Below are 25,283 nucleotides of genomic sequence, written 5' to 3'. Positions count from 1 at the left end.
TAAAATAAAAAATGGATGCATACTTTCTCTTCAGTTTATTAACTGTAATTACTGCTTTATTAAGCTATATAAATACTAAATTTTTAAAGCTTCCAAAAGCTATTGGGCTAACAATACTATCAATAACCTTTTCATTATTGTGCGTATCTCTTCTTAGCGAAACAAATATGTTTGTTGTAGCAATATCAAGCTTTGATTTCCAATCCACTGTTTTACAAGGAATGATATCATTTTTGCTTTTTGCTAATGCTCTTCATTTTAACATAATTGACCTAAAAAAAGAGGTAAAAGCTATCTTTGCTCTAGCAAGCATTGGCCTAATTCTTTCAACATTCTTTACTGGCACATTGATCTATCTTGTATGTTTATTGCTTAGCGTAAAATTAAGCTTTGGCTATTGCTTAGTATTTGGTGCATTAATTTCCCCAACAGATCCAATAGCTGTAATTAGTACATTAGCAAATAACAAATCCATACCTTCAAACATTAGAACCAGAGTAGTAGGAGAAGCCCTTTTTAATGATGCTACCGGTATCGTACTATTTGTTGTTTTATCAAATATTGTATTCTTTAGCCAAGCCACTACCGTTCTTGAATATCATGGCGCTGAATATATATGGATAGTTACAAAACAAATTTTAATTGAAGCTGGTGGTGGTATTGTCCTAGGATACATATTTGCACAAGTAGCATTAATATTTTTAAGAACTAGCAATGATACAGAAGTAGCAATATTTATTACTTTAGCTGTGGCTAGTATGGGTTATTTAATAGCCCATGTTTTAAATGTATCAGGTCCAATTGCCATGGTTATTGCGGGACTCTTTATTGGTAATCAATTGGTTGAATCTAAAAAATCATGCCCTGACCAAGTGAAAAAGCTTGATCGGTTTTGGCTATTAATAGATAACATGCTAAACTCATTCCTTTTTATCTTAATTGGTTTAGAGTTAACTAGCATAAACTTCTCTGACAGTGCAATTATTGTAGGAATCATAGGAATATTTATTGTAACTTTTGCTAGATTTATAAGTGTTTCAATTCCAATTACAGTAGTTGATAAAAGACTTTCTAAGATTTCAGCAAAAGATAATTTACTTATAAGCTGGTCTGGAATAAAAGGTGGGGTATCTTTAGCTCTAGCTTTAGCTCTACCTGATGAAGGACACGTTATAGTAAGCATTACTTACATCGTAGTAGTTCTATCTATATTATTACAGGGATCTACACTTAAAATTGTTTTAAACAAAATCTATCCACCAAAAGTTATCAAAGCAGCTAACGATGAGATAGAAATAAAGAAACTATAATTTTCTACTCATACGAGTGGTTATAGTAATTACTAAAATGAGGAGCTAATAACTTATCTACTTGAATAGCTCCTGGAGTAGAGTCAGTAGGTCTTCTTGGATGCACCCTGTCATTTATCCAGTTTTCATTCCAAAGACCAGTTGTCTTAATACACTGCTCTGCGTAATCTTTTATTAAATAGCGATCCTGAATCTCCAAACACCCATTCATAAACAGATCAACATACGATTGAATAATTGGATATTCTTTTGTTGCTTCATGTATTTCTTTAGGGTCTGTAGCATAAATCCAATATTGTCCTTTAGGTAAATTTTTCAACCCTAGTGACTTAACATCTTTTTGTTCAAGTTTATATCTACAATAATCATGCTCTCTCTCATCTGCTGCTAAAACACCATCTGCATCTACAGGATAGTACACAGCATTAAAGCTACTTCCCTCTGAAGGAATTGCTAACAAGAATGTCCCTCTAAAACTTCCTCCAGATCCTAATCCCCAAACTCGTTTAAAATTCTTAACTTCTACAGGATATACGTTTTTTGCTTCCGGATTAGTTCTCTGTCTAGACTTATCATTTATCAGACTACCATAACCCACTATAAAATTAGCCTGACTTTCGTCAATCTTCGGATGACACTCATCTGCTACTGCAAAACCAATACCCAAAACCCCAATCATTGAACCTAAAAATAGTTTTTTCATATTAAATCAACCTCACTTTCTATATTCTTGTATAATAACAAACATATTCTACTCAATAAAAGATGATATGGTAAAAAATGTTTTTTTTGACCTTGATGGCACTCTCATAAGTTCATCTAGAGATATCACCTTAGCTATAAATAAAATGTTAGAAACATTCTCTTTACCAGCTGTAGATATAGAAACTATAGAAAATATCATCGGCAAAGGTTATCCAACAACAGTTAGAAAAGTTTTATCGCTTTTTATAGAAGATTTTGGACATATCGAGACAATAGCTCCAAAAGCTATAGAAATAGTTTCAAAAACATATAAACAACTAGATGGCGCTAATACAATATTATTTCCGAATGTATTAGAGATATTGGAATATTTTCAATCTAAAAATATAAAAATGGCATTGGTAACTAATAAAGATGAAAAAGCAGCTATTAAAATTATTTCAAATTTAAAACTTTCAGATTTCTTTGAAATCACTATAGGTGGAGATTCTACTAAATACTATAAGCCTCATCCATTACCATTATTACATGCCATGAAAGAATTAAATGCAAAAGCAGAAGAAAGTATTATGGTAGGCGACTCAATTAATGATTACTTATGTGCTAATGAAGCTGGAGTTAAAACAATTCTAATATCACATGGATATAACAATGGAGTCAACCTAAAAGATCTAAAACCATTTGCTTTCATAGATAATCTTATTGAACTTAAAGACTTAATATGATGTTCCCATTAGCTTATCATTATTTCTAGCATTATAGTTCATAATACCCATTTGCATATTAGAAGACATCAAGTGGTTATAACCAAAGTTTCTACCATAGAAATCAAAATAGTTATCTGTAAATCCAGCAGGGAATTCACCCTGTAGAGTATATGGATTACCATTTGAAACATAACCCTCTGCACTATGTTTAATGTCATCCAGCATTTGCTTATTTACATTAACTGTATCAATTTTTGTAACTGGCTGATCATCTACATTTACACTTGTCACATTAGTAGTTTTTTTACTATCTGGTTGTTTATTTGAAAAAGTAGGTGTTCCTTTATCATTCCACTCATAGACAGTATCTGCAAAAGAAGTTGAAAAACCTATAAACATTATTAAAAAAAATACTTTTTTCATATTTCACTTCTTAACTATAAAATTATTATTCTTACTTAATATTGCCAAAGCTTGAGCATAATCACAATCATTTAAAATCATTACTATAGCAGTTTTTACAGACTTTCCAGCTTTTTCATAAGCTTGCTCTGCAGTACTATAACTCACACCTGTAGCTTCAATTATTATTCTTTTTGCTCTCTCTACAAGCTTATTATTACTTGGTTTCACATCTACCATCAGATTCTGATAAACCTTACCTATAGAAACCATAGATAATGTAGAAATCATATTTAATATTAATTTTTGTGTTGTTCCAGCTTTCAATCTAGTAGATCCCGTTAAAACCTCTGGGCCAGAAATAGCTTCTATAGCTAAACTTGCTTCTTTTGAGATTTCAGCATTCCCACTACAACTTATTGCAATAGTATCTGCTCCAATACTGTTAGCATATCTAAGCCCTCCTATAACATAAGGAGTTCTACCACTTGCCGCTAATCCTATTACAACATCCTTACTATTCACATTTATATCTTTTAAATCTTTTTCTGCAGCTTCAGCAATATCCTCAACACCTTCTTGAGCTTTTATAAATGCTTCTTCACCACCAGCAATTAATCCAATCACAGTATTATAATCCACACCAAAGGTTGGTGGACATTCAACAGCATCTAATATCCCCAATCGTCCACTAGTACCTGCACCAATATAAATAATTCTTCCACCATTTCTAAGTGCGTTTGTTGTTTTCTCAATAGCCTTTGAAATATTAACTTGCTGACTTTCTAAAGCTTTTATAACATTAACTTCTTCATCTATCATAAGTTTTACTGCTTCAAGCACACTCATTGAGTCTAAGTTCATGCTACGAATATTTCTTTTTTCTGTATTTATTTTTTCTAACATTTTAAACCTTAATTAGAGAATATTCGCACTACACCCAAAGGATATAAGTCACGAATATCTAAATATATATTTCCAAAAGAGCCATCTTTTTTGTCTTCTTTTTTATTCTCTGAGGCTTTATCATCTCCATCACTTGGCTGCTCTTCAAGAGTAGCTGCTGCTTTTTGTTTAAGTCCATTAGGTGAAATATAAACTTTGCCATAATTAGCAGAATCACCCTTATCCAACCCCATAAGAAATTGTGGAGCTGATACATCACCTTCTACATCAATTGCTCTTATTTCATTTAACTTAAAATCATTTTGATGTATTTTCTTATTTGTAAAGACGAAGTTATATCCAAATTTTGGAACCACCATTGATATTTTCTCACCAAAATAAGTTTTATCTTTCTTATCTTTTAGATTTGCTACTCCTGTTGTATATTCATACTGATGGACTGTATCTTTGTCATATACTGTAATATAACCCTGATTTGCTTGATTTTTTGAAACCATGGATGGTTTACCAAATTCTTTTGCAGCTATATATGTAGAAAGACCTCTACCTATTTTGTAATCTCCGCTATAGTTAAAATCACTTACACTAGTTAATTCAGGACTAGTATCATAAGGGTAAAACAATATGACTGTACTAGCATTTAAATTTGCTTGAAGGTCAGGAACAAGCATATAAGTACTTTCTTCTTTTATTTCTCTATTTCTAAAACTTAAAGAATCTGAAAAATTTGCCTCATACTTTTGTTTACGAGTATCATATTTAACATTATAAAACTCAAGCTCACTAACACTTTTACTTTTCTTTGAGCTTCCCATTTTAGTTTTTTCATTTTTTCTAGAAACTAAAAGACTAGGGGCTTCATCAGGTTGATCATAATACCATACTGCTTGTAGAATATTATCTTTTAAAATTCTATTTTTTACTTTCTCAAAACCATCAGGATCACTTATTACTTGCTCCCACTTCTCTAGATCAGTAGTTGTTTCTAATGGATCATCCATAAGATTTCTCAATGAAGTTGAAGTTATAAATATTTTCTCAGAATCATAAAGTGCAATAAAAATATACCATCTCCCATCCTCCAAATTCCAACCCAATAGAACTTTATACTTCTCACTTAAATCTTTTGGAACAATTATATCGTTAGAACCGGAGCTAGTATTAAAGCTTAAAGTATCCTTGTTTTTCTTTATATATCCTATATAGCCCTTTTCTTCATCATCTATTTTTTTATCATCATTGAGCCTATATTTAATTTCATTAGGATCAGTTATATTTGCCAAGCTAAGAAGAGGAACATTTATTGGGGTATATTCCTCATCATATTTAAGGTAGGAATTAGCCACTAATTTATTAAAAATAATTTTCCTTGAAAATTCTAATTCATCTTTAAGATCATACCCTTTAAATAAAGATAGATAACTATAATATTCTTCGCTCTGATATAGTTCAGCATTATTATTTTCATGAAAAAAAGATTCCGTTTTAGATTCATCTACTTCAACTTTGTATATGTGTCCAACCACACTATGTTCATTTGTTGTTGTAAAATCAATATTATTAATATTTTGATTCAAATATGTCTCGCCAAAAAACTCCTTAGTTTCTTGCTTTACAATACTTCTAGTCGTTAATAATCCTATCTTAGCTGAATACAAAAGTGCTGCAATAGTCGCCATTACAATAAATGAGAAGATCAAAGCCATGACTAAAACAGATCCCTTTTGATCTTTATATAATCTCATTTACTACACCTTATCCAATAACACTATTTGCTCAAAATTTCTGTCTTTTATTTTAAAAGAAAATTTTAAGGCTGCTATATTTTTAGAATCGATATCTACATAAGCTTCCTTAACTTTTTCCCAAGTAACTCGCTGACCATTTTTCAAAAACTTCCTAGAAACGTATTCTATAGTGAAATCACTAATTCCACTAACAAGCTCATAAGAAGTCCCCTCATCAGATCCTTGTTTTATATATACATAAAGTGAATATATTGGCTCATTATTCTCATCAGTTTTCCCCGAATCTGCCACATAGTAAATATCTAAGGAATATTTACCAATGTAATCTCCAGCTTTGAAATTTCCAGTAAGTGGTGCTGTTAGAGCCACCTCCCCTTCATTTTCAGTTGAAAATACTTTTGCCAAATCACACTCTGCTTCATTACATATCAATAGATAATTATCTTGTGTTATTTGTAACGCTTGCTTAACTTCTTCACTTACTTTTAGAATATTTGCTTCAGGAGCCCCAGAAAGTGTAGCATCTCCATCATCTCTTTGAAGCATTAAATAATCTGTACCTGGCTGAAAACATTTTTCTTGCTCATACCTACATGCGCCAGATTGAAGCGACTCTGGAAGGCTTGATGATGGAACAGGAAGTTGTCCTATCGTAATAGCTCCATACTTACCAAAGACATCAAGATAATCTCCCGTTTTGTCTACAAAGTGGTGAGATAAATAGCCAAACCTTAAATTGAAACCACCATTTTTTATAGTGTTATATAATGCTTGTTTAACAACTAATTGAGTAGAGTTCTCTTCTTGAATCTTATTAATCTTTTTATATTCTTTTTTTATAGAAATGTATATTCCTATAGCCATGCTCATAACTATAGCTGCCACAACCATAGCAACCATAAGCTCAACAAGAGAAAAACCATTTAATCTACGATTTAATTTCATTTTTATTATTATTTTTTGGCTGCTCAACTACTGTAATAGATTCTTTAATACCCGATGCCTCATCTAAAGCATAGAATCTAACTATTCGGTAGTTTTGTTTATTTGTAACTTTAATATCTTTAAGTTGTTCCGCCTTTTTTATTTCTTGATCAGTAACATCTTTCTGTATAAAAATGACTTCTCCATCTTTATTAAGATCAAAAATACCTGACAATCTATACTCATTCACTCTTTTATCTAATTCTCCAGCTATCTGATCACGTTTATTTTCAATACTCATACTAGCTAAAATACTACCAACAATCATAATCGCAGCAGAAAAGGCAAATAATAAAATCAATGAAGCAATCAAAGCTTCAATTAAAGCCATACCTCTATTTTTGTTTATAACTGATAGCTTCATGAATTAATTTAACATAAAGAAAACTATCATATATATTAAACTTTTAGCTTAAGTATTTCTAGAAAGTAAACAACGAAATATAAGAATAAATAATTAGGAAATTAAGCTTCAACAAATTGTCCGAAAGACATTAACTTTTTATATCTAATTGAGTTTCTTTGATCTACTGACAGACCACATAAATTATTTAACTCTTTAGATAAAGCTTTTTTGATATTTTCAGCTGTAGCATTAAAATCTCTATGTGCTCCACCTAATGGCTCAGAAATAACATCATCAACAATACCCAACTCTTTCAGTCTACCTGATGTAATATTCATCATCTTAGTTACTTCAGAAGCTTTTTCTGCTGTTTTATGTAATATTGTTGCACACCCTTCTGGAGAAATTGTTGCAAAATAACTATACTGCAACATCAGAAGTTTATCACCAACACCTATTCCCAATGCACCACCTGAACAACCTTCTCCAATGACTAGACAAATTACAGGAACTTTAAGTGCACTCATTTCGAAAAGATTTCTAGCAATAGCTTCACTCTGACCTCTTTCTTCAGCTTTAATTCCAGGATAAGCACCAGGAGTATCAATAAATGTAACTATAGGCATATTAAATTTCTCAGCCAGTTTCATTAATCTAAGAGCTTTTCTATATCCTTCTGGATGCATCATCCCAAAATTATGCTTAATTTTACTCTTTGTATCTCTACCTTTTTCCTGACCGATTACCATAACAGGCTTATTATTTAATTTTGCTATGCCTCCTATTACCGCAAGGTCATCACCAAAAGCCCTATCACCATGAAGCTCTTGAAAATCAGTAAATACTAAAGGTAATAAATCCTTAAAATAAGGTCTATCTGGATGGCGAGATAATTGAACTACTTGCCAATCTGTAAGCTTTGAATAAACTGATTCCATAAGCTCCAATCTTTTTTTATTAAGCTTTTTTAACTCTGCTTCTGCTTTTTCATCCTCAAACATATGAGACAGTGAAGTGATTTTCTCTTCCACTTCTTTTATTTTAGATTCAAAGTCTAAATAATTCATCGTAATACCCCAACTATCAAAATAAGTTATAAAAATAAAATTCTTCTAACGATTTTAAAGTATTTTTAGCTATACCGTCAAGGTTATTTAAATAAAAGTAGATATAAAAGATTATGCAGCCTTTATTAAAAATTAGTTTTTGCTGTAAAACCAATCTGATAATTGAAACTAACTAATGCTAAAATTAATTAAAACTTAAATATTTTAACTAACATATTGTATACGACTAATTCAAATATTAACTTTTTGTATTTCAATTCTCTGGCTACCGTCGCTATATGCCAATACAATCAAAAGCAATGATCTTATTTATCATACATCATTCCCTATAAAAGATAATGATTTAAGCATCGATCACTTTACTACAGATACAGACTTTGCCAATACGATTATTATGTCAAACATCATAGCTGGTGTGATGTATGGAAAAAGTATCCAGATATTAAAAACTTTAGCTGAAAGTATTAAAAGAAAAAACTCTTTCTCCAATGATTATATCTCTAATAAAAATCAAGGAGGTACCTCAAAAGCTTTTAGAGTTATAAATAAACTCATAAGTATATTTATAGAACAACTTAGAGATAAATATTATTAAACAAATTATTCTTCAGATTAAATACTTTAATAATTATTTTAAATCTATTTCTAAAGTTTTTGTTTGATTATTAATTATCAAAAAACCTAACTCGGTCCACCTCTTGAGGTAACCGACGGTGAGGCTTCGGTAGGGTAGCTAAAACCTTTTCCGTCCACTTGAGGGTCACTTAACCTTTTAACTTCTAAATCTTCCGTCCTCCAAACTTTTAACATAATAACAACCACCAACAACGTTAAATAATTATAAAAAAACAATCGTCCAAATTCTTTATTAACTACATTAACACAAATGAGAGTAATTTTTCTATGGAAAAGTTTATATAGTATTCATTAAGAGAGAAAAACAAGATATTTCCCATCAATTTCAGATAATAAGATTGATAAACCATCAGGAGCTAAAAAGTCCATAAAAGAGATAGAAACTTCATATCCTGATAAACTCGGAACTTATGAAATTGGAACAACTGTTTCTTATAATAGCTCTATATATACTTACAAGATCGTTAGCTGGTGTAATCAGTCGGCTTTACACCAGACAGTGAATATAGCAAATTTGTTTGGCAAGAAACTATTTAGCATTCCAAATCATTTGCAACAAGGAGTAAATGATCTTAGGAAAAATACTAAAGAAAAGTTTATAAGTAAAATCTGCCAACTTTATGAGTACTTACTAAATGTTATGAAAACAACCAAATACGTAAGGACAGATGCTAACTTAGAGATAAATATTATTAAACAAATTATTCTTCAAATTAAATACTTTAATAATTATTTTATTACAGTCTCTAAGCTGTTTGTTTAACAGCCACTGAACCGCCTTCCTCTAACTGGCCCCAGTCGTGACGGGCCCTGTGCTAGTCCCTGTTTCGGTATTTTTATAAAAGTTTTTCCCTGTAACCTCTATCTTGTCTTCTATACACAATTTTAAGGTTAATTCATCTTTATTCCAATTTTTCTTCATTTAGAACTCCATTTCTTTTTGAACTATGAAAACTATCCGAGACAATAACCGTACTCTTTACACCCTCCTCTTCACCTTACTTATCTGGCATCTAAAAAAGCCTATTTCATCTTTACTTTTTTATTCTAACTTAAAACTATACTATAATCATGGATAATACATTTGTGAAAATCTTAAAGTCTAAAATGCAAAATATAGAATCGCACACCCCAATGATACAACAATATTTAAAAATAAAATCTCAGCATCCTGATATTTTATTATTTTATAGAATGGGTGATTTTTATGAACTCTTCTTTGATGATGCTAAAAAAGCTGCTAATTTATTAGACATAACTTTAACAGCACGTGGTAAATCAAATGATGAACCTATTCCAATGGCTGGAGTCCCTTACCATGCTGCAGAAGGTTATATCGCAAAAGTAATCAAGAAAGGATTAAGTATCGCTATCTGTGAACAGATTGGTGACCCTGCAACATCAAAAGGCCCTGTTGAAAGAGCTGTCACGAGAATAATAACACCAGCAACAGTTTCTGAGGAGATGTTCTTAGATACTAATGAAGACAGTTTTTTATTTACTATATTTAAAAAAGGAAATAAATTTCATATTGGTTATGCCAACTATACTCAGGGTAAAATATTTATATTAAAGCCAGTAAACAGCTTAGCTGCACTTACAAACGAAATATTAAGATTGAATCCTAAAGAAATAATAACCAACGATATCAGCATATTCGAAGAAAACCCTACTACCATACCATTTAAAGCACTAGAGGAATGGGAATACAAAACTAATAATTGCAAAACTAAAATTAAAGACTCTCTTCCGACATCAATTACTAATAAGTTTCTAGAAAATGCATCTAATGAAAAGATTATTGTTGTTGGGTCTTTACTTTCATATTTAAACAATAATGTTAAGAACTCTCCAAGTCACATACATACCATATCTGAAGCTGACTCATCCAATATTCTTAATATTGATTACAATAGTAGAATCAACTTAGAAATTGACAATCCAAACAATAAAAATACTCTTTTACACATAATAGATAAATGCAAAACGAATCTTGGAAGTCGTTTATTAAAAAATTTTTTTAAAAATCCTACAAAAAATTTAGAAGAGATTGCTATAAGACACTCTATTATTAATACTTTCTTGAAAGAACAAAAATATTCAAAAATACAGAATATACTTCAGTACACTTCTGATATTGAAAGAATCATTTCCAGAATCGCTTTAGGGACAGTTAAACCTAAAGATCTTATTTCTTTAAAAGAAACTTTAGAGGTTTTACCTAACCTTAAAAAAGAATTAGATCAACTTCAGAATAAGCAAATAGAAAACGTAAATCAAAAAATACACTCTCTTCAAGAGGTTTATAACAAATTACACATCGCTATTGTAGATATGCCACCAGCAACAATTCGTGATGGGGGGATTATAAAAGATGGTTTTGATGCTGAGCTTGATAAATTAAAAAGTATAAAAGAAAATGCCTATGAATTCTTATCTAAACTTGAACAAGAAGAAAGAAAGAAAACCAATATAAATGCCCTTAAAATTGGTTATAACAGAGTTCATGGATATTATATAGAACTTTCAAAGCAATATTCTGATCAAGTTCCTAATGACTACATCAGACGCCAAACATTAAAAGGCAGTGAGAGGTATGTAACAGAAGAGCTGAAAAATTTTGAAAATGAGATCCTTTCCAGTAAAGAAAGAGCTTTAGCAAGAGAAAAATATATCTATGAAAATTTATTAAAAGATATATTAGAGTTCTATACTGAAATCCAAGAAACATCAGAGCAAATTGCTCAATTAGATGTGCTTTCAAATTTTGCAGAAAGAACACATACTCTTAAACTAGTACAACCATCTTTTAATAAATCAAATTTATTAGACCTAAAGCAAGTTAGACATCTTGCAATAGAGCACAATATTGATGAACCTTTTATTCCTAACGACACTCTTCTATCTAGAGATTCTCATACTCTTGAAATAATAACAGGTCCAAATATGGGCGGTAAATCAACCTATATGAGACAAATTGCTCAATTAATATTTCTAGCACATACTGGGTGTTTTGTACCAGCGTCAAGTGCCGAAATTTGCGACATCGATGCAATATTTACTCGGGTAGGAGCTTCAGATGATATAGCAAGCGGACGATCTACATTTATGGTTGAAATGACTGAAACAGCTTATATCCTAGATAAGGCGACTAGTCAAAGTTTAGTTATAATGGATGAAATAGGTAGAGGAACTAGTACTTTTGATGGATTATCACTTGCCCAAGCATGTGCTGAAAAACTAAGCAAGATGAATTCATTTACCTTATTTGCTACTCACTACTTTGAGCTTACAGATTTAGAAAACAAATATAAGAACATAAAGAACATTCACTTTGAAGCTAAAGAATACAAAGATAATATATATTTCATGCATCAAGCTAAGTCCGGTGCTGCTAAAAAATCTTATGGTATCCAAGTTGCAAAACTAGCAGGAATCTCAAATGATGTTATAAATAGTGCCGAAAAAATATTAAAAGGATTGGAAAATAAAACAAGTTTAAAAACTATAGAAACTCCTCAAAAAAATTTATTTCAAGAACAAGATAAAAATTCTTTAAATATCAAAAACAAACTAAAAGACATTGATATAAGTAAAATAACTCCCTTAGAAGCCTTGATTATATTAGATGAACTCAAAAAGGATTACTCAAACTAAACTCTACATAATAACTACCTTATTTGTTATAATAATCAGAATAAGTAAAATTAATTTTCAATTTTGAAGGATCTAGTTAATGGAAGATAATCAAAATCAGCCATCTTTTGTGATACAAAAAGTATATACAAAAGATGTTTCTTTTGAGTCTATGAACTCGCCAGAAGTATTCAAACAACAATGGAATCCAAAAGTTGATTTCAACTTAGACATAAATTTCAAAAAATTAGATGAAAGTAATTACGAAGTTGATTTAACAATTACTGTAAATACTAAAAATAATGAAGCTAATGCCTATATCGCTGAAGTTACACAGTCTGGAATATTTACTATTACAGGAATGAGTGAAGAACAATTAGATTCAGTATTAAATACATACTGCCCTAATACTTTATTCCCTTATTCTAAAAGAGTTTTAGATAGCTCTATTCACCGTGGTGGCTTCCTCCCTCTCAACCTCTCTCCAATAAATTTTGACGCAATATATTTGCAAAAGAAAAATTCCGCTACACCAGCAGAACATTAATATTTTTTTTAAAAGAGAGACTTCTACAATGCACAATACTCAAAATAGCAAGATTAGAATATTTGGTTCTATTATGATAATAGTTGGCACCATGATTGGTGCTGGCATTTTAGCTTTACCAATTATAACTGCAAAATTAGGGTTTTTATTGAGTTCTCTCATTATAATCATTATGTGGAGCATAATGACTTATACAGCATTAGTAATTACAGATGTCTCTTGCTCCATGCCTTATGGTAGTAGCTTTAAAAGTATTACAGAACGTTATCTTGGAAAGATTGGTGGTGCTGTAGCTTCTGTTTCTTTTCTTATACTTATGTATTGCATTAGTACTGCTTATATTTCGGCGGCAGCCTCTTCTTTAACAGCCACTTTTCCTTCTTTACATGAAAATGTCTGTTCAATTGTATTTGTATTAGTTTTCGGAAGTATTGTTGCATTTGGAACTAGAATTGTAGATTATGCGAACAGAGTTTTTATTATCTTAAAAATATTAGTTCTAATAATATTATGTTTCGTTTTAAACAACTATATTGACACCTCTAATTTGCTAGCATCTCCTGTTGAATTAGGTGCTTCCTTATTAATTGCTATTCCAATTTTTGCTACTTCTTTTACATCACACATTATCGTTCCAGCTTTATCTGATTACCTACATAAGAACCATAAAGATATGAGAAAGGTAATAATCATAGGTAGCATTATCCCGTTGATATTATATTTAATATGGGTTGTAACCATACTAGGTGTTCTTCCTTTACATGGTCCAGTAAGTTTTATGCAATCAATATTTGATAAAACTCCAGTCCAAGATGCAAATATAGGTGATATTCTTAGAGCATTAGGCAGTAAAGTACATACTAAAACTACTGATATAGTTCTACATGTATTTACATATGTCGCTATAATGACATCTTTTTTAAGTGTTAACCTATCTTTATTACACTTTAATATTGATAGTTATAATCTTGATAAATTAAAGAATAAATATATTACACTAGCTATAGGAATTATTTTGACCTTCTCTGTACCATTAATAATAAATCAGGTGAATCCAAATATATTCATATATGCTATGACTTATGTTGGAGTATGTATTGCAGTACTACTTATGATCATACCCTCTCTTATAGTTGTGAAAAAGAGTTCTTTAAAAGAAAGTTTTAATTACAAAATTAGTAAAGTTAAAACATTCTGGATAATTTCTTGGATTTCTGGGATCATTGTTATACTTTGTGTTTTATTCTAACTTTTAAGATTCCGTGGACAATTTAATAAATAAATTTCTTGATGATCTAAAATATCATAAAAACTATTCTCCACGAACTATTGAAAGCTATTGTAAAGACTTAAAACAATTAAGTGCTTTTTTAAACACCTATAACATAAAAAATACTTCACCTTCAGATATAACAAATTGGATAAGAGATTGCCACTCTAAAGGAGATTCCTCAAAAACTCTACAGAGAAAAATAAGTTCTGTTCGTAGTTTCTTTAACTTTTTAATAGATTTAGATTTTATAAAAAATAATCCTACTTTTGATATAAAGCCTCCTAAAGATTCTAAAACTCTACCAAAAACAGTTAATGTTGATGAGTTAGCATTTCTATTAGATATAAATCCGAGCTCAAAAACAGAAGTTCGAGATATTGCTATTTTTGATATGATATATAGTTGTGGAATAAGATTATCAGAACTATCAGGTTTGACCATATCAAAAATAGATTTCTCTCAACAAAGCTTAAGGGTTTTGGGGAAAGGAAATAAAGAAAGAGTTGTCTACTTTGGAACAAAAACTAATAATACTTTAAAAAAATGGATAAATATTAGAGAAGAATATAATCCTAAAACTGATTACTTGTTTATAAATAACAAAGGCGAACATTTATCAAATCGCTCAATACAAAAAAGATTAGAAATTTTTGCAAAAAAATATGCTAGTAAACATATTCATCCGCATATGCTTAGACACTCATTTGCCACACACCTTTTAGAATCATCTAAAGACTTGCTTGCAGTAAAAAAACTATTAGGACACTCCGATATATCTAGTACTCAAATATATACTCATTTAGATTTTCAGCAACTTGCTGAAGTTTTTGATAAAACCCATCCCAGAGCAAAAAAGAAATCTTAAAATGATTATAGTACTAGATAAAGAAACTCAAGCTTATATAAAAAGCATAAATCCAAATATAGATATCTGTATTAATAGCAATGCAGAAAAGTTTCTATGCTTGGAGGATAAGGTTTTAACTTTACACAATATAGATCAGAAACTATCTATAGATTTTTCTAGCACAGATATTCTAGAAAGAATAAATCCAAAAACTAAAAAATGTAATGTGGTTCAGGCTGTAGAAGGTAGAAGTAAAGGTATCCTTAAAATACTTGATACAACAGCTGGGCTTGGGAGAGATGCTTTTACATTAGCATCAAGAGGTCATTTAGTTACAGCCATAGAAAAAGATACTTATATATTTTTATTACTGTACAACGCATTAGAAAGGGCAAAAAATAATACTCATCTAGAAGAAATTGCCAATCGAATGGAATTATTAAATACTGATAGTTGTGATTTTATACTTAAAACAAATACCTCTTTTGACTGTGTATATCTCGACCCTATGTTTCCAGAAAGAAAAAAGTCAGCAAAAGTAAAAAAAGAAATGCAAATTTTTCATAAAATAGCCTTTAATGAAGATGAAAATAACTCAGAGCTTTTAGAAAAAATAATGACTCACAGAATAGCAAAAAAAGTTATTGTTAAAAGACCAATCAAGGCAAACTTTTTAGCTAATAAACAACCAACTTCTCAACTTAAGGGTAAAGCAAATAGATTTGATATTTACTCTATTTAAAAGATCTATTTATTTGAGTATATTTACTAACTAAAGCTATGCCCGCAATAAAAAGAAATAACGCGGATAATCCGTAACATATAGAAAATGAAGTTCCATTAACTGGCATATTTTTAGTCGCCATAGCCACTTGTCCATATGACAAAGCATAACTTATAAATACTACAGCAATCATAAGTAAACTATATATAGTTCTAAATGCTAAGAAAACACAGCCTATAACAAAAATCATATAACATAGATACCCAAAACCAAAAAGCATTTCAAAAGAAAGAATTGCTGGATTTATCAATTTATAAACCGCAAATACCCATAAAGTTAATAATAAAGCAGATATTAATAAAGCTTTTATAAATATTTTTTTATTCAATTTGATGAAGTAATTATTCTTAAACCAAATAGTCGCTACAAACAAAACTGCTAATATTTCTGCTGACAAATACACTGTTGAAAGGAGTACGCTATATTTACCATAAACATATATTTTCATTAAAGTAGGCACTAGTAAAAATAACCAGCTAAATCGTTTTTCTTTCATTAAAAGAATAGAGAATATTAATAAAAATAAATTAGCAATAGTCTCCAATACAACATAATCTAAAGTAACCAAAATTTAACCTTTAAATATATTAATTAGGATATTTATTTTACCATTTACACTTTGTTTGTCATTACTTTAATAATATAATCACTTTTAGGTTAACTTTTTTACTAGTTTTCTTAGGAACCTTATGAAAAAAATCATAATATCATTTTTTACGGCGCTAATTTTTAGCTCATTCTCATATGCAAGTCCAGTTTATTCTTGGGTAAGTGAAGATGGAACTACTGTTTTCTCTGAGAAAAAACCTCCTGCAAATATTGAATATAGAGAAGTTGAGGTTGGTAAACCAACTGTTGTTGATGTACCATCTCAAGCATCTAAAATAGCAAACCCTAATACAGAAAATCAAAATGTAGAGATAGACCAGTCAAAACTATCTACGTTAGAAAATTCGCCTCAAGCGAAACAACAAAATGAAACTCTACAAAACGAATTTAATAGATACCCTGTGACAATCACTTCCCCATCAGAAGGACAAGGAGTTTTCTCTAAAGAAGATGTTATAGAGGTTAAAACTAATCCAGTATTATCAAAGGATGATAAGCCACAATTTATAATAGATGGAGATGTTGTTCCAGCTAAATATGCAGATGGAAAATGGACAATAGCTAGACCAATACCTGGAGAACATAAATTATCAGTTGGTGGTCAAACTAAAGATGGTAAGAATATAAACTCTACAAATAATGTTTCTTTTAATGTGTTCACTGGCTGGATAACACAATCAAAAAATACTGGAAATATAACTAAAAAATCTTAACTACTCTTTATTTATCCATTTAACTTCAATAAATCTTTCAGGATTTTTTTCTTTTAAGTAATCTAAATTTGGACATTTAGTTGTATGGATAACAACACCCTTACCAACACTCATATATCCAGCTATGTCATCATTAGGCTCAGGCTCACAACATTTAGCAAAAACATATTTCATCCCTGAATATCCAGACACAAGAATACTTTTGGGCTTACTTGGATCAACTTTATCATTTTTGAAAGAAGATCCTCTTTTAACAGTTCTTTCTTCAGCCGAATAATTATCTAATATATGATTAACTAAACTTTTTAATCTAATAGTTCCATTTTCAACACTAGCAAAAAGAGTATCTGCATCAAGCATATTAAACTTTTTTGCTACTTCAGTATAGTCCGGCTCTTTTAAATTATAACCTTTTAACTCTTTTGTTAATCGCTCTTTGCCTAGAGCTATATTATCTTCCTTATTCTGCTCATTAAACCATTTAGTCACTCTTGATCTATGTCTAGGAGAAAATAAAAACCCTTCACTTTCTAAAGCCCAGTCTTTACTTGGATTTGGTAATTTATTAGTTAATATCTCAACCTTATCACCAGTCTGTAGTTTTGTAGTTAGAGGAACTATTCTACCATTTAGCTTAGCTCCTCTAGTTCTGTGTCCGACCATAGTGTGAACAGAATAAGCAAAATCCAAAACTGTAGAACCTATTGACAAATCAACAAGCTCATTAGCTGGAGTAAATATATAAACTCTTTTATTAAGTTCTTGAGATATCGACTGTTCTTCTTGATTGATATCTTTTTCCCATGCTAATAATGATCTTAGCCATATAACTCTCGCCTCATAACTTGGATCGAACTTAACTCCCTCTTTATATCTCCAATGAGCAGCAAAACCAAGTTCTGATTCCTCATGCATTTCTTTAGTTCTTATTTGAACTTCTAACACTTGTCCATATGCATAAACAACAGTATGTATTGATTTATAACCATTCGCCTTAGGACTCACGATATAATCTGTAAATTCTTCAGCTATAGGCTCCCATATATCATTAACTACAGCTAAAGCTTTATAACATTGATCAATAGTGTCAACAACAATTCTTAGAGCTGTAATATCAAACAGTCTATCTAAACCAGCATACCCTTTATTTTTTAACTTTTTCCAGATGCTATATATATGCTTAATTCTTCCATTTATTTCAGCATGAATATTCTGCTTATTTATAGCTGTAGCTAAATCCTGCCTTGCTTTTTCAAGTCTACTTTCTCTTTCTAATCTTGTTGAACCTAAAGCTTTTGCTATTTTTTTATAGTCCTCAGGATTTAGAAATGAAAAAGCCCTATCTTCTAACTCCCATTTAATTTGGAAAAGGCCCAATCTATTTGCTAATGGAGCATAAATATCCAAGGTCTCTCTAGCTATTGTTAACCTTTGCTCATCCTCTAAAGATTTTATATGTCTAATAGTACAAAGTTTATCTACTATTTTTACTAAAACTATACGGACATCTTCTATTACTGTAAGAAGCATTTTTCTGAAAGTATCTATTTGCTCTAAACTTATACTTTCTGAACGATACATCTTAATTGCGGTCATCTTTTTAGAGCCTTGAAGAATTTTTAAGACTGAAATGCCACAAGCATTTTCCACATCTTCATCGGAAATAACAGATCTACTATATATATCATATAGAAGCCCTGATGCTACTGAATCCTCATCAGCTTTTATTTGGAATAAGATATAAGCCATTTCTATGGCATATATGTATACATTTATTCCAGTAATATGCCTAACAGTTGGACTACTATTTTTCTTTAATAAATTTATAGCTGATTCTATTAGGGACAACTTCTCTGAAGGGAAAAAACTTTTTAGCTGAGATAAAAATAACTCTTCATTAATATGACCATTACTATCAAGTAATTTAGAGTCTATAACTTGCATTTATTTTTTCTTCCCTTTTTAGATAAATAAAAAACAAAGTTAGTCTATAAGCCGGGTTCTGTAATAGACAGTCATTTATCTAGGCTTACTGTCACCAGCAAGCTCAAGCGACCTACCCTGCTACGATGCGAGCAACATCATAGTAGCACTATTTGGTCTTGCTTTAGATGGGGTTTACAATGCCATTGAGTGTTACCACCAATGCGGTGCGCTTTTACCGCACCTTTTCACCCTTACCAAACTAAAAAAGATTGGCGGTATATTTTCTGTTGCACTTTCCATAGGCTCACGCCTTCCAGGTGTTATCTGGCATCCTGCTCTGTAAAGCCCGGACTTTCCTCAGTAGCAAGCTACCGCGACTGTCCGACTAACTTTGTATCTCTTTAAAATTAACCTAGCCTTTTCCTTAGCTCAGTTAACTCTTTCTCCATATTAGATTTTACAGAATTATATTCCTCATGCAAAGAAGTAATCTGCTTTCCATATAATTTCTTTGTATCAATAACCTGAGCTTCTAAGGCCATTCTATCATTGATTAGCTTTCTTCTATGTTTAGTATATTCTTCTTGGCTCTTTATTCTATCTAACCTTACTAACTGTATAAGTTTAAAGATATCTTTTATTTCTTTTGCTTCTTTATTTAACTGATCAATGTTAAATTCATATTTTTTAGTAGTGAATATCTCTTCAGAATCCATTTTATTAAAATCAAAATTTGGTTTTTTCATATTTTAAATTAGGCCTAATTTTCTTAAGGAAATAATGAACAATTATATAAATATTATATATGTGCCAATTTACCAAATGAAACTAGCAATTGCAATGTAATAATACCAACTCCGCTTAAGAGTATCACTAGTAAATACAGCTTACTAACAAAGTTATTAGTTTTATTTGCTGTTCTTAATGACCATGCCATCATAGCTGGTTGTATTATTAACAAAAAGGCTACGAATATACTTGCGTAACCTAATGCTGATATAAAACTATCTACAAAATAAATGGCAAAAAATAAAGGGGGAGCTAGAGTTATACATAAAATAAGAAGTCTTTTCGCTATAGTTTTTGCCTCAATATTATAAAGATCTTTATTAAAAGAAAATAATGCTAATGCAACGCCTAAAAAAGATGTAACAATAGCAAAATTTTCAAAAAACTTAATAAATAAAATTACAGATATTTTATCTTGAGCCATATAACCTTGAGCTAAACTACTACCATTTTCGACAAGCTCAACAAACCCATTAGAACCATATAGAGGAATCGTTCCTAATGTTACAAAAACCCAAATCAAATACACTATGAAGGGAGTAACCGCCCCTATACTGACTACCTTCTTAAAGACCTTATCATTTTTATAGTAATTTCTAATAGCTGGAATAACTATATGAAAACCAAAAGATGTAACTAGAATCGGAATAGCAAACCATCCGTAACTAAAACCAAAATGACTTTCTTTTAAAAATGAGGATTTAACATCTGGAATAATAAATAAAACAAACATCACAAAAGCTAAAATTTTTAAAAATAAGAAAAATTTATTAACGTAAAAAGTTGCTTTTGTACCCATAAATATACAATAACCAAACATCACACAAAAAACTACTTTAGACCAGTCATTCAAACCATCACTTATAGGTTTTAGAATATAGTCCGAAAATAACTCTCCTCCCATAAATATATAGGCTGTAAGTAAAGAATATAAAAGTAATAAGTAAAATACTAAATTGAAAGCTTTCCCCCACTTTCCAAGTAAGTTATAGGCTATAGAATCCATATCTACACCTATAGGTTGCGAAGAGCTTATCTCAACTAAAAGCATCGCAGTAGCATACATAACCACCCAGACAATAAGTAGTAAAAAAACAGCAAAATAAAAGCCTGTAGCTGCAACTGCGAAAGGGATTCCTAACATACCAGCTCCAATGGCAGTTCCTGCTATAATTGAAACTCCACCAAGCTGTTTAATAAAAGAGACTTCTTGCATCAAAAATATAAAAGACTAACACTTAATATTTAAATTTAGCACATTTTGACAATAATAAAAAATAAATCAGAGAATTAAATCTATCTATAGATTTTCTCTAATATTCCTCATTCCAAAAAATATCCAGAGAGCTAGTAATATTTGAATAATCGCTGCTGAAAGCACTACTGCATAATAAGCCTCTGAGAAAACCTTCTCCCAATGATGATCTGAACCTAACATATGATAAAAATCATATGCCAATGTAAATGCTGTTAAAGCAAAAGCTGATGAAATCATATTACTTGAATTCTTAAGGGTATTTACACTATCTAGCTTACTTTTATCTATAACGGTGTACATTACTGCATTAGACGAAGTTTGATACATTCCCAACACAAAGCCATATGCCATAGCCATCAAACAGAAGGTGAAATAATGATAATGAATATCAAAAACTATAGATAAAGATAAAACAAATGCTATTCCAATAAGGCCTACTATCATACAAAGCTTATATCCATAATGATATATAAGCTTTTTAGTTACTTTCTTCGACACTATAGTACCCAGCATCAGAAATACTGACATGATAGATATATAAATAGTGTTTAAATGACTTAGATTATAAAGAACCACAGGCCAAGCAAAAAACACCCAATAAACACTTAGTCTGCATAGAAAATTTGTATAAAAAGGAATTTTAAAATCATGATTTTTAAAAATACTAAAATCTATGACAGGATCCTTTATCTTCCTATAAACAAAAGCATATAAAGATACTGAAAAACATACACCAACAGCTAGGCTAATTTTAATCCAAACTGCCACATCTTTTAAAATAACCTCACTCAGAATAAATAGAAATGAGATCGATAAACCAATTATAGTTAACCCTAAAAAATCGAACTTCCTATCTTTATTAAGTAAATCCTCCTTTGGAAAGATTTTATATAAAATGAGAATGGCAAATAATGCAAAAGGAACTTGCAATAAAAAAGCTAATCTCCATGATTCTGGTGAGATCGAAGCGAGCATACCTCCAAGTATTTGCCCTACTACTGCCATTATTAAAGTATAGTTAGATAGAGATGCTGTACCTTCCAACATATTTTCTGAAAATTTAAGATAAGCTAAGCTTGCAACAGGAGCTGAGAATGCAGCAAATAAACCTTGAAAACCTCTGTACGTAAACATCTGAATATCTGATGTTGCTAAACCAGTCATCATGGAGAAAAAACCAAAACCACTTGCCGCAAAAATCAATGTCTTACGATAGCCTACTTTCTCTGCAATCCAAGAACTAATTGGTAAAAACATACCCATGATAATCATATATATACTAATACCCATCTTTAAATGAACTGGAGTAACATCAAAAGTTTCAGCTATTTTGGGTAAGATATTATTCATAACTGTAGTATCAATAAGATCCATACCCATAATAGTGATAATGGCTAAAGTTACTAGTTGAATATGTGTTTTTTTCATAGATGAATATTTATTTAAAAAGATTTAGCATAATTTATATACTATAGCATAGCCTTAAACAACTTCTTTAGTTTCTTCTATACGCAAATCTGGACTGTTTAGATTAATTGGAAAACCGTTATATCTCCTCCACAATTCATAACCTAAACTAACTTTATTAAGCATTACCCAAGCTTTCACTCCAGTACCAAGACGTAAAATATCTGGAGAAGGCCAATTTCTATCGCCGGCAGGCTTAACAAAGATCTTATATTCGCCTAAGTAATTATTTTGTGGAGAAATAAACATTACTTCCCCCTCAAAAGTACCAATTGCTATCTGAGGCCATCCACTAAACTGAACAGCAGGCCAGCCCTCAAACTGCAACATCACTTTATCTCTCAGCTTTATCAAAGGAATATCCATATTTTTAACCCATAACTCTACAATACGAGTTTTACTTTCTGGAACTATAGTTGCTAAAACGTCAGTCTCCTTAACTATTAGACCCCCAACACCATGAACTCTATCAACAATTACTCCATCAACAGGAGCCTTTACTAATCTACTTTTCTGCCTTGCTATTGAAACCTTAACCTTTGCTAAATTAACTCTTTGTATCGCAAGCTCTTTAGTATAATTCACTAACTCAAATTCTGACTGTTCAATTATTCTCTGAGTACTTGCTCCAGTTTTAACAAGGTGCTTATGTCTTGCAACATTTTTTTTAGCATTCTTAATTGCTAGTTCTGATGATGCTATGCTAAGTTCTATGGCTTTTTTTTCTTCTTCTAATCTGGATAATACTTCAGGATCTAAATCAATAACTTCAACAATGGGATCTCCTTTTTTTACTTTCTCGCCTTCAAAAACAAACCATCTACCAAGACGTCCCCCCATAGGAGCTGATATATTTTGCTGTCTTTCAGAAGGTGATAGCGTAGTAACATATCCATAGCTAGCAGCTGTCTGTTGCCATGGAACAAATGCTAAAATTGTTACTAAAGAAAATACAACTATAAAAACTACTATAATTACTTTTGCTAAACTAGGACTTTTTTTAAGCAATCTCTGACTTTCTAACATTTGAACCCTGCCTAATTATTATCGTAGGAATTTTTAACTCATTTAATAAATTAATTATTTTATTTTGTAGTTCAGTATTTAAAAAATAAAAAACGTCAACAATAAGAATAAGCTTAGGATCCATCATTATTGCTCTTAAGATCATCAAAATAACTTGATCATTATAATCAATCTTGTATTTGACTATTTGTGAATCAATTCTTTCATAAAATATCTCTTCAAGATACTCTAAATCAAGTTTTACTAATACTTCTTTAAGAAACTCTACCTTAAAACTCTCTAACTGACCTAGTTTTATATTTTCAATAACTTTTGCATCATATAACTCAATATTTCTAATCAAAATTAATTTTTCATTCAAACTACTTTGATCATATATAGAAAGATCATGATCATTAATATATAAAGAAAATGATTCAAATTTATTACCATCTAGCAGACTCAGACATATCTTATTAGTACTTTCCTTATCTAAAACTAACTGTTCTATATTTTTATTTTTGAAGCTTACATTTAGCTCTATATCTTTATCTAATATTTTAAGCCTATCAATACTAGAGACATTTAATGAGAGTTTTTCTATTTTCTCAAGTTCCGAAATCTCAAATAACTGTTTTATCTTTATAGCACCAACAATAAAGTCGTAGCAGTCATCAAGATAGTAGCTAAACTTTAACATTCCAACAAGAACAACATTTATTAATAATTCTGCAGCTATTAACTGACCAATAGATAATTGACCTTTAATAATCAAGTATGAACCTAAGCTTAATAAAGCTATATTTATCAAAATATAAGTTATGCCAATATAAATATGATGCCTTAATAAAAATCCAAAATGCTTTTTCCTATAGCCTATATAATCACATAAATGTTTATCTAAAATTTTTAAACTCAAATCAGCATTATTTGCTTGTCTAAAGGAAATGGGATTATTAGCTAACTCCTCAAACCAGGCAACTATTTCATACTTGCATGTAGACTCAGCATAGGCTGTTTTACAAGCTGAGAAAAAAGGTAAAAATAAAGATAAAAAAACTAAAGTTACTAAAAGAATGTCAAAAGTTAAAAAAAGAGGATGGTAAAACCCCAATATTATGACACAAAATATTATCTGTAATACTATATCTAACAATGTTATAAATATTATTGAAACAGATTTCTGTAACATTGGTAGCTCAAAGGCTCTATTAACTTTTTCTGCTACATTAATATTTGTAAAGTTATAGAATCTTATTTTATTGATTTTCTCTAATATCTTGACTGATAGATTAACAAACAATCTTCGCTCTATATGCTCGACTAAATAAATCTGAAATATTCTAATACAAAAAGCTGTTGTTAATAGAACAAATAAAATAATAGTCAGACTAATAATGGGTCTTGTAGAAATACTGACATTAACCAAGTTCACAAGAGTCTGAACAGAAATTGGGATCGTTAAAGAAAGAATTCCCAACAAGATACTATAAATAAAAAATATATAAACTGTACCTCGAGGTATATCTAATAAAGATTTTAACTGTTTATAAATCATTTAATAAGTTATTAAATAATAGTATACTGATTTAGTATTATATAAAAATATAGAATTTAT

23 protein-coding genes and 1 other RNA gene are annotated in these 25,283 nt (G+C 30.3%); 9 read left to right on the top strand and 15 right to left on the bottom strand.

The window, feature by feature from the left end:
* Window positions 1–11 precede the first annotated feature (11 nt).
* Window positions 12–1,310, top strand: a complete 1,299-nt coding sequence (locus KX01_RS03785; RefSeq protein WP_071663727.1) for a cation:proton antiporter — start codon at window positions 12–14, stop codon at window positions 1,308–1,310.
* A gap of 4 nt (window positions 1,311–1,314) precedes the next feature.
* On the opposite strand, the gene KX01_RS03780 is transcribed toward KX01_RS03785, so the two are convergent.
* Window positions 1,315–2,013, bottom strand: a complete 699-nt coding sequence (locus KX01_RS03780; RefSeq protein ID WP_071663726.1) for a gamma-glutamylcyclotransferase family protein — start codon at window positions 2,011–2,013, stop codon at window positions 1,315–1,317.
* Between the two features lie 67 nt (window positions 2,014–2,080).
* Between KX01_RS03780 and KX01_RS03775 the strand changes: the two genes are divergently transcribed.
* Complete coding sequence (locus KX01_RS03775) at window positions 2,081–2,740, top strand: HAD-IA family hydrolase (protein ID WP_071663725.1); 660 nt, start codon at window positions 2,081–2,083, stop codon at window positions 2,738–2,740.
* On the opposite strand, the gene KX01_RS03770 is transcribed toward KX01_RS03775, so the two are convergent.
* The 6 genes from KX01_RS03770 to KX01_RS03745 all read right to left on the bottom strand — a co-directional run bounded on the left by KX01_RS03770 (window position 2,732) and on the right by KX01_RS03745 (window position 8,175).
* Window positions 2,732–3,145, bottom strand: coding sequence for a hypothetical protein (locus KX01_RS03770; RefSeq protein WP_083578895.1), 414 nt, complete (start codon window positions 3,143–3,145; stop codon window positions 2,732–2,734). The two genes, KX01_RS03775 and KX01_RS03770, sit on opposite strands and share 9 nt — an antisense overlap.
* 3 nt (window positions 3,146–3,148) lie before the next feature.
* A complete protein-coding gene (gene murQ, locus KX01_RS03765; protein WP_071663724.1) occupies window positions 3,149–4,030 on the bottom strand; it encodes an N-acetylmuramic acid 6-phosphate etherase in 882 nt (293 codons plus the stop codon).
* A gap of 8 nt (window positions 4,031–4,038) precedes the next feature.
* On the bottom strand, window positions 4,039–5,775 hold the full coding sequence (locus KX01_RS03760; protein ID WP_071663723.1) for a hypothetical protein: 1,737 nt from the start codon (window positions 5,773–5,775) through the stop codon (window positions 4,039–4,041).
* Between the two features lie 3 nt (window positions 5,776–5,778).
* On the bottom strand, window positions 5,779–6,723 hold the full coding sequence (locus KX01_RS03755; protein WP_083578894.1) for a PilW family protein: 945 nt from the start codon (window positions 6,721–6,723) through the stop codon (window positions 5,779–5,781).
* Window positions 6,707–7,126, bottom strand: a complete 420-nt coding sequence (locus tag KX01_RS03750; RefSeq protein WP_071663722.1) for a hypothetical protein — start codon at window positions 7,124–7,126, stop codon at window positions 6,707–6,709. The genes KX01_RS03755 and KX01_RS03750 overlap by 17 nt, the downstream gene beginning before the upstream one ends.
* 101 nt (window positions 7,127–7,227) lie before the next feature.
* Complete coding sequence (locus tag KX01_RS03745) at window positions 7,228–8,175, bottom strand: acetyl-CoA carboxylase carboxyltransferase subunit alpha (RefSeq protein ID WP_071663721.1); 948 nt, start codon at window positions 8,173–8,175, stop codon at window positions 7,228–7,230.
* Window positions 8,176–8,569: 394 nt separating this feature from the next.
* Between KX01_RS03745 and KX01_RS09355 the strand changes: the two genes are divergently transcribed.
* From KX01_RS09355 to KX01_RS03715, 6 genes are all read left to right on the top strand, one after another.
* Window positions 8,570–8,770: a hypothetical protein gene (locus tag KX01_RS09355; RefSeq protein ID WP_156860369.1), complete on the top strand. Its 201-nt coding sequence runs from the start codon at window positions 8,570–8,572 to the stop codon at window positions 8,768–8,770.
* A gap of 1,148 nt (window positions 8,771–9,918) precedes the next feature.
* The gene (gene mutS, locus KX01_RS03735) at window positions 9,919–12,468 is read left to right on the top strand and encodes a DNA mismatch repair protein MutS (RefSeq protein WP_071664740.1); all 2,550 of its coding nucleotides are present in this window, start codon (window positions 9,919–9,921) and stop codon (window positions 12,466–12,468) included.
* Window positions 12,469–12,547: 79 nt separating this feature from the next.
* Complete coding sequence (gene secB / locus KX01_RS03730) at window positions 12,548–12,994, top strand: protein-export chaperone SecB (protein ID WP_071663719.1); 447 nt, start codon at window positions 12,548–12,550, stop codon at window positions 12,992–12,994.
* Between the two features lie 28 nt (window positions 12,995–13,022).
* Window positions 13,023–14,243 (top strand): amino acid permease, encoded by a 1,221-nt coding sequence (locus KX01_RS03725; RefSeq protein WP_071663718.1) that lies wholly within the window; start codon window positions 13,023–13,025, stop codon window positions 14,241–14,243.
* A gap of 13 nt (window positions 14,244–14,256) precedes the next feature.
* Window positions 14,257–15,132 (top strand): site-specific tyrosine recombinase/integron integrase, encoded by an 876-nt coding sequence (xerA, locus tag KX01_RS03720; RefSeq protein ID WP_071663717.1) that lies wholly within the window; start codon window positions 14,257–14,259, stop codon window positions 15,130–15,132.
* A 4-nt stretch (window positions 15,133–15,136) separates the two neighbouring features.
* Window positions 15,137–15,856 (top strand): class I SAM-dependent methyltransferase, encoded by a 720-nt coding sequence (locus tag KX01_RS03715; protein ID WP_408606613.1) that lies wholly within the window; start codon window positions 15,137–15,139, stop codon window positions 15,854–15,856.
* Here the strand turns inward: KX01_RS03715 and KX01_RS03710 are convergent.
* Complete coding sequence (locus tag KX01_RS03710; protein WP_071663715.1) at window positions 15,849–16,466, bottom strand: hypothetical protein; 618 nt, start codon at window positions 16,464–16,466, stop codon at window positions 15,849–15,851. The genes KX01_RS03715 and KX01_RS03710 overlap by 8 nt on opposite strands.
* Before the next feature lie 121 nt (window positions 16,467–16,587).
* On the opposite strand from KX01_RS03710, the gene KX01_RS03705 reads away from it, so the two are divergent.
* Window positions 16,588–17,220, top strand: a complete 633-nt coding sequence (locus KX01_RS03705; protein WP_071663714.1) for a DUF4124 domain-containing protein — start codon at window positions 16,588–16,590, stop codon at window positions 17,218–17,220.
* On the opposite strand, the gene KX01_RS03700 is transcribed toward KX01_RS03705, so the two are convergent.
* The 7 genes from KX01_RS03700 to KX01_RS03670 all read right to left on the bottom strand — a co-directional run bounded on the left by KX01_RS03700 (window position 17,221) and on the right by KX01_RS03670 (window position 25,223).
* A complete protein-coding gene (locus tag KX01_RS03700) occupies window positions 17,221–19,164 on the bottom strand; it encodes a RelA/SpoT family protein (protein ID WP_071663713.1) in 1,944 nt (647 codons plus the stop codon).
* Between the two features lie 31 nt (window positions 19,165–19,195).
* Window positions 19,196–19,539, bottom strand: an RNA gene (gene rnpB, locus KX01_RS03695) — RNase P RNA component class A.
* A gap of 14 nt (window positions 19,540–19,553) precedes the next feature.
* Window positions 19,554–19,892, bottom strand: coding sequence for a hypothetical protein (locus KX01_RS03690; protein ID WP_071663712.1), 339 nt, complete (start codon window positions 19,890–19,892; stop codon window positions 19,554–19,556).
* A gap of 53 nt (window positions 19,893–19,945) precedes the next feature.
* Window positions 19,946–21,151, bottom strand: coding sequence for an amino acid permease (locus KX01_RS03685; RefSeq protein ID WP_071663711.1), 1,206 nt, complete (start codon window positions 21,149–21,151; stop codon window positions 19,946–19,948).
* 84 nt (window positions 21,152–21,235) lie between these two features.
* On the bottom strand, window positions 21,236–22,621 hold the full coding sequence (locus KX01_RS03680; protein ID WP_071663710.1) for an MFS transporter: 1,386 nt from the start codon (window positions 22,619–22,621) through the stop codon (window positions 21,236–21,238).
* Window positions 22,622–22,675: 54 nt separating this feature from the next.
* Complete coding sequence (locus tag KX01_RS03675; protein ID WP_071663709.1) at window positions 22,676–23,686, bottom strand: HlyD family secretion protein; 1,011 nt, start codon at window positions 23,684–23,686, stop codon at window positions 22,676–22,678.
* Window positions 23,661–25,223 carry an ATP-binding cassette domain-containing protein gene (locus KX01_RS03670; protein ID WP_071663708.1) on the bottom strand — a complete coding sequence of 521 codons (1,563 nt, stop codon included), beginning with the start codon at window positions 25,221–25,223 and terminating at the stop codon, window positions 23,661–23,663. The genes KX01_RS03675 and KX01_RS03670 overlap by 26 nt, the downstream gene beginning before the upstream one ends.
* Between the last annotated feature and the right edge of the window lie 60 nt (window positions 25,224–25,283).

The organism is Francisella frigiditurris (assembly GCF_001880225.1).
GTDB classification, from domain to species: Bacteria; Pseudomonadota; Gammaproteobacteria; order Francisellales; family Francisellaceae; genus Francisella; species Francisella frigiditurris.
The sequence above is the reverse complement of the archived record's forward strand: the minus strand, read 5'-3'. Positions and strand labels throughout refer to the sequence as shown.

What these genes read in the sequence shown, in the direction of transcription:
- KX01_RS03725 (WP_071663718.1), top strand. Translation starts at nt 13,023, where the DNA reads ATGCACAATACTCAAAATAGCAAGATTAGAATATTTGGTTCTATTATG.
- murQ (WP_071663724.1), bottom strand. Translation starts at nt 4,030, where the DNA reads ATGTTAGAAAAAATAAATACAGAAAAAAGAAATATTCGTAGCATGAAC.
- KX01_RS03785 (WP_071663727.1), top strand. Translation starts at nt 12, where the DNA reads ATGGATGCATACTTTCTCTTCAGTTTATTAACTGTAATTACTGCTTTA.
- KX01_RS03680 (WP_071663710.1), bottom strand. Translation starts at nt 22,621, where the DNA reads ATGAAAAAAACACATATTCAACTAGTAACTTTAGCCATTATCACTATT.
- KX01_RS03705 (WP_071663714.1), top strand. Translation starts at nt 16,588, where the DNA reads ATGAAAAAAATCATAATATCATTTTTTACGGCGCTAATTTTTAGCTCA.
- KX01_RS03780 (WP_071663726.1), bottom strand. Translation starts at nt 2,013, where the DNA reads ATGAAAAAACTATTTTTAGGTTCAATGATTGGGGTTTTGGGTATTGGT.
- KX01_RS03755 (WP_083578894.1), bottom strand. Translation starts at nt 6,723, where the DNA reads ATGAAATTAAATCGTAGATTAAATGGTTTTTCTCTTGTTGAGCTTATG.
- KX01_RS03770 (WP_083578895.1), bottom strand. Translation starts at nt 3,145, where the DNA reads ATGAAAAAAGTATTTTTTTTAATAATGTTTATAGGTTTTTCAACTTCT.
- secB (WP_071663719.1), top strand. Translation starts at nt 12,548, where the DNA reads ATGGAAGATAATCAAAATCAGCCATCTTTTGTGATACAAAAAGTATAT.
- KX01_RS03775 (WP_071663725.1), top strand. Translation starts at nt 2,081, where the DNA reads ATGGTAAAAAATGTTTTTTTTGACCTTGATGGCACTCTCATAAGTTCA.
- KX01_RS03670 (WP_071663708.1), bottom strand. Translation starts at nt 25,223, where the DNA reads ATGATTTATAAACAGTTAAAATCTTTATTAGATATACCTCGAGGTACA.
- KX01_RS03750 (WP_071663722.1), bottom strand. Translation starts at nt 7,126, where the DNA reads ATGAAGCTATCAGTTATAAACAAAAATAGAGGTATGGCTTTAATTGAA.
- KX01_RS03690 (WP_071663712.1), bottom strand. Translation starts at nt 19,892, where the DNA reads ATGAAAAAACCAAATTTTGATTTTAATAAAATGGATTCTGAAGAGATA.
- KX01_RS03700 (WP_071663713.1), bottom strand. Translation starts at nt 19,164, where the DNA reads ATGCAAGTTATAGACTCTAAATTACTTGATAGTAATGGTCATATTAAT.
- KX01_RS09355 (WP_156860369.1), top strand. Translation starts at nt 8,570, where the DNA reads ATGTCAAACATCATAGCTGGTGTGATGTATGGAAAAAGTATCCAGATA.
- mutS (WP_071664740.1), top strand. Translation starts at nt 9,919, where the DNA reads ATGCAAAATATAGAATCGCACACCCCAATGATACAACAATATTTAAAA.
- KX01_RS03745 (WP_071663721.1), bottom strand. Translation starts at nt 8,175, where the DNA reads ATGAATTATTTAGACTTTGAATCTAAAATAAAAGAAGTGGAAGAGAAA.
- KX01_RS03685 (WP_071663711.1), bottom strand. Translation starts at nt 21,151, where the DNA reads ATGCAAGAAGTCTCTTTTATTAAACAGCTTGGTGGAGTTTCAATTATA.
- KX01_RS03675 (WP_071663709.1), bottom strand. Translation starts at nt 23,686, where the DNA reads ATGTTAGAAAGTCAGAGATTGCTTAAAAAAAGTCCTAGTTTAGCAAAA.
- KX01_RS03760 (WP_071663723.1), bottom strand. Translation starts at nt 5,775, where the DNA reads ATGAGATTATATAAAGATCAAAAGGGATCTGTTTTAGTCATGGCTTTG.